The 9,714-nt window shown below is 62.1% G+C and carries 8 protein-coding genes; all 8 read right to left on the bottom strand.

Going from position 1 to position 9,714, the window contains the following annotated elements:
* The coding region (locus Q8R10_RS18250; RefSeq protein WP_305655315.1) for a contractile injection system protein, VgrG/Pvc8 family at nt 1-445 on the bottom strand (445 nt) is incomplete at its 3' end.
* 69 nt (nt 446-514) lie between these two features.
* Nucleotides 515-1,513: a serine/threonine-protein kinase gene (locus Q8R10_RS18245; protein WP_305655314.1), complete on the bottom strand. Its 999-nt coding sequence runs from the start codon at nt 1,511-1,513 to the stop codon at nt 515-517.
* On the bottom strand, nt 1,510-2,238 hold the full coding sequence (locus Q8R10_RS18240; RefSeq protein WP_305655316.1) for a PP2C family serine/threonine-protein phosphatase: 729 nt from the start codon (nt 2,236-2,238) through the stop codon (nt 1,510-1,512). The genes Q8R10_RS18245 and Q8R10_RS18240 overlap by 4 nt, the downstream gene beginning before the upstream one ends.
* 23 nt (nt 2,239-2,261) lie before the next feature.
* Nucleotides 2,262-5,801: a type VI secretion system membrane subunit TssM gene (gene tssM, locus Q8R10_RS18235; protein ID WP_305655313.1), complete on the bottom strand. Its 3,540-nt coding sequence runs from the start codon at nt 5,799-5,801 to the stop codon at nt 2,262-2,264.
* A 4-nt stretch (nt 5,802-5,805) separates the two neighbouring features.
* On the bottom strand, nt 5,806-6,690 hold the full coding sequence (gene icmH, locus Q8R10_RS18230) for a type IVB secretion system protein IcmH/DotU (RefSeq protein ID WP_305655311.1): 885 nt from the start codon (nt 6,688-6,690) through the stop codon (nt 5,806-5,808).
* Between the two features lie 2 nt (nt 6,691-6,692).
* Nucleotides 6,693-8,024, bottom strand: coding sequence for a type VI secretion system baseplate subunit TssK (tssK, locus tag Q8R10_RS18225; RefSeq protein ID WP_305655309.1), 1,332 nt, complete (start codon nt 8,022-8,024; stop codon nt 6,693-6,695).
* Nucleotides 8,021-8,506, bottom strand: a complete 486-nt coding sequence (gene tssJ / locus Q8R10_RS18220) for a type VI secretion system lipoprotein TssJ (RefSeq protein WP_305655308.1) — start codon at nt 8,504-8,506, stop codon at nt 8,021-8,023. The genes tssK and tssJ overlap by 4 nt, the downstream gene beginning before the upstream one ends.
* Nucleotides 8,507-8,511: 5 nt before the next feature.
* Nucleotides 8,512-9,711: a type VI secretion system-associated FHA domain protein TagH gene (gene tagH, locus Q8R10_RS18215; protein WP_305655307.1), complete on the bottom strand. Its 1,200-nt coding sequence runs from the start codon at nt 9,709-9,711 to the stop codon at nt 8,512-8,514.
* Nucleotides 9,712-9,714: the final 3 nt, after the last annotated feature.

Below are 9,714 nucleotides of genomic sequence, written 5' to 3'. Positions count from 1 at the left end.
GCACGCAGTAGCCGCGCTCGGGGTAGACGCTCGGCCCGAGCTGAAACTGATAGGTGTTGGCCTGAATGCCGTGTTCTTCAAGTACCTGGGCGATGATCTGCGGCACCGTCAGCTGCTGGAAGATCCGCTGGTTAGTGCGCAGGGCCAAATAGCTGAGCTGCGGCACTAAGGAGACGCGATAACGGTTCAGGCGCTTGCCGGTCTCGCCCTGGGCGCTGGCGTAAATCTGCCCGTGAATGCCGCTGCCGTCTGGACTGAACGCCAGAAAGGCGGACTTGTGCAACAGGCTGGCAAAGTCTAAATCGGCGCGCTCGCTGACCAACTCCAGCTCGAATCTATAGGGCTGGCTGATGGCCTCGCGGCCGCTGAATTCGAGCACTTGCAAGTCGTGCTCGAAACCCTCGATAACCAGGCTGAAGTGGGTTTGATTGGCGGGGTTAAACATGCGAAACCTTCCTTGTTATGTTGACGGCTAACAGGCCTGCTAAAACATCCGTGTCGGGTGGTTTTTGGCTTATCCCGATTGCCGCGTTAGCCAGCGCGGTAATCGCGAGCTGGGTGCCTGGTAGTCGGTAAAGGCCGTCAGCAATGCCGGCAGGCTGCAGCGTTCACTGGCCTCGTAGGCTAGGGCGGCGCGCAGGGTTGGCCAGAGGTTTTTTGGCAAACCGGCGGCGGCGCTCAGGGGTAATTCTACGGCTTTGGCTTGTTTGGCACTGAGACGCCGTAGTGGGTGTTGGCCGCTGCACAGCTCATAAATCACGCAGGCCACCGCGTAGACATCGGCGGCCGGGCTAAGCGCTGCCCCCTCCAGCAACTCGGGCGCGGCGTAGCGCGGGGTCCAGGCGGCGAAGCGGCTGCGGCACAGGCGCGGCAGACCAGGCAGGCGTTGCTCCTCGGCCTGGCCGAGGCCGAAATCGAACAGTCGCACGCCCTCATCGCCGAGCATCAGGTTGCTGGGTTTGATGTCGCCATGCAGCACCCCTTCGCCGTGGGCATAGCTGAGGGCTTGGAGCAGGGCCAGGCTGACTTCGTGGGCCTGCTGCCAGGGCAAGCCTTGCGGGTGGGACAACAGCAGTTGAGCGAGGGTGCAGCCCTTGAGCAGTTCGAGGGTGATAAAGGCCCGCTGACTGGTGCTGTCGACCTCGAAGCTAAACACCCGGATCACATGCTGGTGACTCAGGCGCGAGGTCAGGGCGAACTCGGTGTAGAGCAGGGCATTGGCGTCGGGGTATTCGGCAAAGTCCTCGGTCAGCGCCTTAAGCGCGACATAGGGCTCGGGCTCGCCGTATTGCTCGCGCAGCAGGTCACGGGCACGGTACACCGCACCCATGCCGCCGACGCCGAGCAACCGCTCGATTTGGTAACGGCCCGCGAGCACTTCGGGTAACTCGTTTATACCCTGTTGCACGGTTGTCGCTCGCGGTGCGGCGGCGCTGGCGGCAAAGGCAAAATAGGTCAGGTCGGATGCTTCGCTGTTATCCACGGCGGCATCAACTAACAGCTCATCAGTCATCGGCGGATCACCACGGCGCTGAGGTTGTCGCGCGCGGGGCCATCGAGTACCTGTTGGAACAGGCGCTGCAAGGCCAGTTGCGGCGATGGCAGGTTGAGGGCGGCGCCGAGGGTGTCGGCGCTTAAGCCTTGGTAGAGACCGTCACTGCACAGCAAAAAAGTATCGCCGGGCAGGCAGTCGAGTTCGAGGATGTCCAGTTTCAACTCCTCACTGGCGCCAATGGCGCGAGTCAACGCGTGTGCCGCCGGGTGTTTGGCGGCTTGTGTGGGACTGAGTTGTTGTTCGTCGATCAGCTCCTGCAACAACGAGTGGTCGCGGCTGAGTTGATACAAACGACTGGCCCGCCATAGATAACAGCGGCTGTCCCCGGCCCAGACACACACCGCCTTATTGGCCTCCATCAGCAGCGCCACCACGGTGCTGCCGATCAGGGTGTCGGGGCGCTCGGCGGTCACGGTCAGTTCCTGGCCGAGGCGCCGATTAACCTCATGCAGACTCTGGCGCAGCCGTTGCGAGCGATCAGCCAGGCTACCCGTAGCCGGCAGATCGGCCAGGCTCTCGACAATCATACGGCTGGCCAAGGCGCCGTTCTGGTGGCCGCCCATGCCATCGGCCACCACCCACAGACCCTGCTCGGCAAGTTCGAGAAAAGCATCCTCGTTGCGCGCCCGCACCTTGCCGGTGTCGGTGCGCGCCGCGCTGCGCCAGGGGTTAGCCGCTGCCACGGGCAGTGCCGCGTCGAGTGCCATCACAGGGTCGCCGGCAACTTGAAGTCGCGCAGCAGGGCGATATCAAATGGGTTGGGTGAGCGCTGGCTGTGCAGCAGGTAGTTGGCGTGCTGACCACCGATATTGGCCTTGAGAATCAGCACATCGCGACCGCTGTGGTAGTCGACCTGCATCAAGTCGAGCAGGCGAAACAGTGACCAGGGGCCGGTATTTTTCTCGATGCCAACGCGGCGCCCGTCGAGTTCTTCGACCACCAAACTGGTACGACCTTCATCGGCCGTGGCCGGCCAGCGGAAGGCGGTTTGCACGATCGGCCCATGACGGTATTCGAGCTGTTGGTCGCCAAAGCGGAAGTCCGCCCGGCCCAGACTTGGGTCCAGGGAATAGGGCTCAAGCTTGAACAGCACCAAGGGTTCGGCCGGGTTTTCGGCAAAGAAGCTCTGCTGGATGACCTGTGCATGGCTCATCTGGGTCAGAAACTGCGCCGACAAGGGCAGGCCGCGACCATCCACCCGGCGCAGCTGATAGGCGCCGGCGGCGCCGCTGACGAAGGGTTTCAGGTAATTGTCGAAGAACTGCTCGGCCAGGCCCTGACGCTTGAAGAACTCGCGAAAATCGGCGATGGCCACGTCGCTCTCGCTGTGGGCGGTGAAGGGATAACGCTGTTTCAGCGAGCCGCTATAGGCGGCGTACAGCTCGGTGCGGTAGCGCTGATTGAGGTACTGATGAGCATCGCCGAGGACCAGGCCCCAGCTGTCTTCGGCCACCAGCGCCAACCAGTTGCTGACCGGCTGCGGCAGCCGACTGGCGGCGTTACGCAGTTGGTTGATGGCGTCGCGTTGGCCGCCCATGCGCGCCTTGGCCAGCTCGAAGGCCGCTTGCTCGGGGGCGCTGGCATGGGCCAGGCTAGCCAGTTGCTGTTGCAGGCCATCGAGGGCCTGCAGGGTGCTGGCCAGTTGTGGGCCGGCCCCGGCTTTGTCATCGAGCAAACGGTGCAGCGGTTCGAAGCGCCGTTCCAGGGTTTTGCGCGCGGTGTCGGGCAGGTTCTTGACCAGCGCCGCCTGGGCTTGCTCGGCGGCGCCGGCGGCCAGTTTTGCGGCTTTGCCGAGCTTGCCTTTGGCGCCCTTTAAACCCTCGGCGGCGTCGGCCACGCCATCGGCAGCTTCGGCCATGCCGGCGAAACGGGTGTTGTCACGGATCTCGACCAGCAGTTGCAGCAGCGGTGAGTTGGCCGCGGTTAAGCCGGCCAGCTGTTCGGCGCCTTGCAGGGTGCTGTCCAGCGGTTGCAAGGCCAGCTGGCCGATGGCTTCGGCCCAGTAGTTGGCGTAGTCACGAAAGTACAGTTGCTCCATCTCGACCAGCAGATGGCTGAGGTCGTTCTGGCTGAGGCTGTCGCCGTCGCCCAGCACCCAGTTGTCACGCAGGATATCGCGCACCAGGTCGGCGCCCTGGCCGACAAAAAACTGCTGGTAGCCGCGCTGGGTGTAGAAGCCTGGGAAGCTGTAGTCGCTGCCGCTGAACACGCTGCCTTGGTCGCCGAGTTTTTGCTCCAAACTGTAATCGGGCAGACTGCGAGCCTGATCGCGGAGCATGCGATACACCACATTGGCCAACGACTCGCTGCGTAACTGTTTGCGGGCCTGCTCGACCAGTGGGGCGTTTAGCTCATAGGGGGTGAAAGATTCGGCCAACAGCCGCTCGAAGTGCTGGTTTAAACCTTGTTGCGCGGCGTTGTTGCCGCTGTAGCGCTGCGACCAATCGGCGGCTAACCACTCTTGCAAAAAATCGGCATCGCGGCGTTCCGTCAGGTTCAGCATCAGGTAGGCGCGCAGGCTGTTGAGCAGGCGCTCACGGTCGTGCAAGTTAGCCCGCACCTGAGCTTCTAACTGGCGGCCAACCCGTGGCAGTAGCAGGGTTTCCAGCTGGCGGCGGTAGGCCTGTTGCACGGATGGCTCGACCTGTTCACCTTGATACAAACCACCGCGCTGCAAGTAAGGCGCGGCGTCGGCCGGCGGGAACACTTGGGTCGCGGCGTAGCTGCTGTCCAGCGCTTTGAGGGTCGGCAGGGCATCGTCCTTGGGGCTGATGCCTTGCTGTTGCTCGCTCAGTTGCACAGCCAGGCTGCGCAATTGTTCCAGGCGCTCATGGTTGGCGGAAAAACCATTGGCCCAAAACAACCCAAACACCGCCAAGCAACCAAAGGCCGCGGCGTACATGGCCCGTTGGCCCCAATCGATGCGCCGAACTTCACGTTTATCCAGCCCGGCCAATTCGGCCTCGGGGAAGATCACCCGGCTTAACAGCTGGTTGATAAAGCGTGCGCGGCCACTGCGAAAGGTCGGCAGGGCGCTGTTGGCCAGGCCGAAATTGCGCCCTATACCGGCGGTAGTCGAGTCCAGCTGCTGGTCCAGTTGCGGCGCACTGGTCAGGTAGAAACCGCGCAGTTGGCTGGCACGCTGATAGCGGTTGCCGGTGAATGCCAGCTCGACGAACAGGCACAGGCGCTCGCCGATTTGCCCCAGCTGGTGCGGAAAATCGAGAATGCGGCCACGCCGCTGGGTGTCGCGCTCTTGGTGCATGCGCAGAATCACCTGGCTGTTGAGGCGTCGCAGCAGCTCTTCAAACTCCTGGCGGACCACCTGCACATCGGTGCTGTCTTGCTCTTTACGAAAGCTGGCGCCGAGCACCTGATCGCTTTCCTCACGGGACAGTTGATCGAAAAACTCGTCAAAACCCAGCACCTTGTCGGCCTTGCTTAGCACCAGATACACCGGCACATCGGCGCCCAGACGCTGGTTGATTTCGTGCAGGCGCTGGCGGGTTTGCCGCGCCAGTGCTTCCAACGCTTGTTCGCTGCCGCCTTGCAGTTGTTCGACTGGAATGCTCACCAAGACGCCATTCAAGGGCCGCGCGCGGCGCTTGCGTAGCAGGCCGAGCAGGCTGTCCCAGGCGCTGGCATCGACCTGCGCATCGGCTTGGGTCAGGTAACGGCCGGCGGTGTCGATCAGCACCGCGTGATCGGCGAAATACCAGTCGGCATACCGGGTGCCGCCGACGTTTTTGGTCAGCCGTTGGCTGTCGGCCTGGTTCAGTGGGAAGTCCAAGCCGGAGAAATCCAGCAGCGAGGTTTTGCCGCAGCCCTGCGGGCCCAGCAACAAATACCAGGGCAACTCGTTGCGCCAGCGTTCACTGCGGCCGCGATACAGGCTGGAGCGGCGCAGGGTGTGCAGGGCGTCTTTGAAGCGCTTACGCAGCTCCAGTTGCTCCTCGCTGATCATGCCGTCGCGGCGCAGCCGCTCCTGGGCGTCGGCGTCGTCTTCCTCGGCTTTCTTGCGCGCGCCGGCCTGCCAGTTGGCAAACACCATGCACAGGCCCCAGAGCAAAAACACCAGGCTGATGCTGACCAGGCGGCTGCTGGCAGACTCCCAGAACTTGTAATCATTGACCGCCAAAAGTGGGCCGGCGAACCACACCAACAGCGCGATAACCAGCACCAGGCAGAGGCTCCAGACCCAGGTCTGGCGAAAAAACTTGGCCAGTTTGCTGAAAAAATCCTTCATGGCATTAACGTCCTTGTAACGACTGAGAGTCGACCGCGAGTGGATCGAGCGGTTGATATGGTTGCAAGACGCTGTCGCGCTGCTCGCTGAGAATCCAGCTGCAGCCGGCGTACATCAGCGTCAGGCTGACCAGGGTAAAAAATGCCACCAGCCACCAGGGCACGATGCGCACCAGGCGTCGGCGGCTGTCTTTCAGCCCTTGCCAGTGCGGCGAAATCTCCCGCGGAATATCCCCGCGCAGTTGCCGAATTTGCCGGTACAGACTGTCGCGTAAGGCTTCTAGTTCGAGCATGCCGCGCGGCATGACCCGGTACTTACCCTCGAAGCCGAGTGACAGGCACAGGTACATCAACTCCAGCATCGGCAGGTGCTTGACCGGGTTGCGCGACAAGCGTTCGAGCAGCTGGAAAAACTTCTCGCCGCCAAAGGTCTCGTTGTGAAAGCTGCTCAGCAGGCTCATTTGCGACCAGGCGCTTTCGTTGCCCCAGGGTGTGGTCACCACCGCCTCATCCAGCACGGTGCAGAGCACGTAACGGGCGGCCATCACCTGGCTGCTTTCGGCGCCTTCATGCAGGGCGCGGTGTTCGAACAGCTTGATGGCGCTGCTGAGTTGCTGATTGAGGGCGTTGAAGTCTTCGGCGGCGGGGCTGTGTTTCAGCCGCACCACCTCCGACAGCAGCGTGGAGGCCGCCGCCACCAGCGGATTGAGGCTGATATTGAAGGTTTCCGCCGGGCGCAGGCGGGCGGCGTAAATCATCCGCTCTTCCAGCTGCTCGAATTTTGGCGCCGCGCTAAAGTCGGTCAGCGGGCTCTGGGCTGGGGTGTCACCGTTGCGATTGAGAATGACTGTGTTGTCATCCAGACCGTATTCCATTTCCTTGGTAGTCATGCTCAGTTCCTGATCGCCCAGAATTTAAGTTCGAGCCCGCTGAATTCGCCGGACACATGGAAGGCAAAGCCGCCGGAGCTTTCCAGCTGCGCCTGTTCCTCGCTGGTAAGCTCCAGGGCGAAGTAGCTCTTGCCGGAATGGAAGGGGATTTGCCGTGGAGCCACGGCCAGGGGTTTGACCTTGATGCCAGGCAGGTGCAGGTTGACCAGCTGGCGGATGCGCTCCACCGGGCCGACCTTGAGGTGCGCCGGCAGGCGATTGCGCAGCTCTTCGGAGTCGCACTGGGCGCTGGCGGCGAGCACGAAGGCGGAGCTACTGAGCAGTTTGTGATCCTGCAACGGCGCCACTTGAATGCCGTACTGGCGCTGTTGCAATGGCAGCTCGATGGCGTGTTGCTCCAGCACCATGGACAGCACTTGGCGGATCTCATCCATCAACTTGCGAAACGACAGCCCCTGATTGCTGTGCTGGTAGCGACTGTCCATGCGCGGGCGTTTGGTTTCGCTGGCAAAGGTCGCCAGCTCACCCAATAGGCCGAGCAGGTCGCGGTACAGCTGCTCCGGGTGCACCTGCTCGATGCCCAGATAATGGCGCAGCACCGGCTCGAAGCGATTGATCAGCTGCAACATCATAAAGTCGCCCACTTCGGCGCCACCGACCTTGCCGGTGGCGCGCATCCGTTCGGCGAGGATGTCGCCACGGTGGCCGAGCATGCTGATCACCTCTTTCAGGCAGGAGAGCAAATAGCCCGAGGCCTGAAAGTTGACGTAGGTGGGAATGAACTCCGGGTCCAGGCTGATGACGCCATCGGGAGTGGTGTCCAGCACCTCGCAGAGTTTGAGTTTGACGAAGGCCTGGTCGCTCTGTTGCTCGCCCAGCAGCAGGCGAAACTCCGGGCGACCGCAGCTGACCTGGCTGCTGGCACTGTCGCCGGCATTGGAGTCGGCAACCTCTTGCTCGTAGGTGGTGTAGCGCGCCAGCACGTCTTGCTGATCGGGCCGGCGGCTCTCGATATGGTTGCCGGTGACCAAGGCCAGGGCCAGATACACCGGGGTGTTGCCGGTGTTGGCCGGCACATCCAGGGCCAGCGGTTCGCGCTCGGCACCGATCTCAAACAGGGTGCCGTCGGGCAGCACGCCACTGGCTTTGCTGACCACCAACTTACCCATATTGAGGAACTGTCGGTCGATCTCCAGCTCGAAAAAACCCCAGGCGTAGCTGTCCATGCACTGGCTACGGACCTTGAGTTGATAGTCGTAGTAACGGTCGTTTTGCTGAAAGTGCTGCGGGCGCAGCAACATGCCTTCTTGCCAGACGACTTTATGCAGGCTCATGGCTTGGCCTCGGTCTCGCTGGTATCGACGGCTTTAATGCCCAGTGCATCGAGGTTCAGCTCGACCTTATTGAGCTCCTGCGGTTGCAGCGCAATCACATAGCGCCAGCTGGATTCCGGCAGGTCCCGGTACGCGGCCAGCACGCCGACATAACGGCTGCCGTCCTGCACCGAGAGTTTCAATTCACGGCTTTCACCGGGGCGCAGTTCCAATTCTTCAAAGGTCACCAGATCGGGTGACAGGGCTTCTTTGGGCCGTTGATAGAGCGAGAAAAAATCGGCGTTCTCGAAAGACACCGGGTGCTTGAGTTCGATCAGCCGCAGCACTATAGGTGAGGGCCGGCCATTGATGTCCGGGTTGAGTTTTTCGCTGCCGGTCAGGCTCAGGTCGAGCTTGGTGGTGTCCGAATAGGGCGACAACGACGAGCAGCCACTCAGGCCGAGCAGCGCGGTCAGTAGGCTTAGGGGTAAAAAGCGCAGCATGGTAATCATCCTTGAAGGTCGGTATTGAGGGTGGCGATCAGGCGCACTTGTTCTTCATACGTGTGGGCAAAGTCGCGGGCGAACAGCCGCTCGCTCCAGTCATCGTGCTGGGCCAGGGCGCTGTGCAATTGCCGATACGCGCGCCAGTGGCTGCCGGCGGTGGCCAGCAATGGCTTGCGCCCATCGCGTTCAAACCGCAGGCGCAGTTGCTCCGGCGACAGCTGTTCAAACATGCCTTTAAGCGCGGCGCGGCTGGCGGCCAGCAGCGCCACCTGGTGCGCTTGCAAGTCGCGAAAGCCACGGCTAAGCGCTTGCTCGGCTGGCAGCTGGCCGGGTTTGCCGCCGCGCAGCAGGGCGGTCAGCGCGGCGCTGCTGTCGGCACAATGCTTCAGCGGATTATTGCCGTTGCTCTGCACGCTGGTGAGGGCCAGGCGCAGTTCGTTTTTCAACTCGCTGCGGGTGCGCAGGCTTTGCTGCAGGCCGCCAATGCTTTGCTTGAGTAGCTTGGCTGCGTTCAGGGCCAAGATTTGGCGGGCATCCTCGTCGAGGTCATCCAGCGGCACCCCCAACGCCTCGCCAAACTGCTGCCAAAAGTCCTGCGGCAAACGCACCTTGGCTGGTTGCGCCGCAGGGCGCACTGACGGCGCCGCCGGCTGTACCAACTCCGGTAAGGGTAAGTTTTCCATGTCGATCTGGGCGTAGTCGCGCTGTTGCGCCGCACTCTGCTGGGGGCGAATGATCGCGGTTAGATCGTCAACTTGGGCGTACACCCGCTCTTGCTGGTCGAGGGCCAACAGTGGATCGAGATCCAGAAAGGCATCGTCGGGGATGATGCTGCCAGCGGATTGCGCCCGGCCAATGTCTCCCTCGAACAGTGCCGGGTCTTGCAGCAGGCGCGCGCGAATCTCGAAATCGCCCAGGCAATACACGCAACCATGTTCGATGCGCTGGGGCTGACCTTTGTGCAGGCTGGCGCCGCTGTCTTTGAGCTGAATGCCATTGCTGCTGGTGTCGGTCAAAAAGAACGCGCCATCGCGGTAATTAACCTGGGCATGCTGGCCCGACAACACCCGCTTACGATCGGGAATTACCCAGTCGCAATTCTCCGCCCGGCCAATCACCCCGCCGGCTTGTTTAAAGGTTTTAGTCGTCAGCAAACCCGGCACAAACTGCTGGGCGCTGACCACCTCGAAGACCAATTCCATGGC

The organism is Pseudomonas sp. (assembly GCF_030698175.1).
Lineage (GTDB): Bacteria > Pseudomonadota > Gammaproteobacteria > Pseudomonadales > Pseudomonadaceae > Aquipseudomonas.
The sequence above is the reverse complement of the archived record's forward strand: the minus strand, read 5'-3'. Positions and strand labels throughout refer to the sequence as shown.

Coding starts and splice junctions, on each gene's coding strand:
- tssK (WP_305655309.1), bottom strand. CDS start 8,024: ATGAGCCTGCATAAAGTCGTCTGGCAAGAAGGCATGTTGCTGCGCCCG.
- tssM (WP_305655313.1), bottom strand. CDS start 5,801: ATGAAGGATTTTTTCAGCAAACTGGCCAAGTTTTTTCGCCAGACCTGG.
- tagH (WP_305655307.1), bottom strand. CDS start 9,711: ATGGAATTGGTCTTCGAGGTGGTCAGCGCCCAGCAGTTTGTGCCGGGT.
- tssJ (WP_305655308.1), bottom strand. CDS start 8,506: ATGCTGCGCTTTTTACCCCTAAGCCTACTGACCGCGCTGCTCGGCCTG.
- icmH (WP_305655311.1), bottom strand. CDS start 6,690: ATGACTACCAAGGAAATGGAATACGGTCTGGATGACAACACAGTCATT.
- Q8R10_RS18245 (WP_305655314.1), bottom strand. CDS start 1,513: ATGACTGATGAGCTGTTAGTTGATGCCGCCGTGGATAACAGCGAAGCA.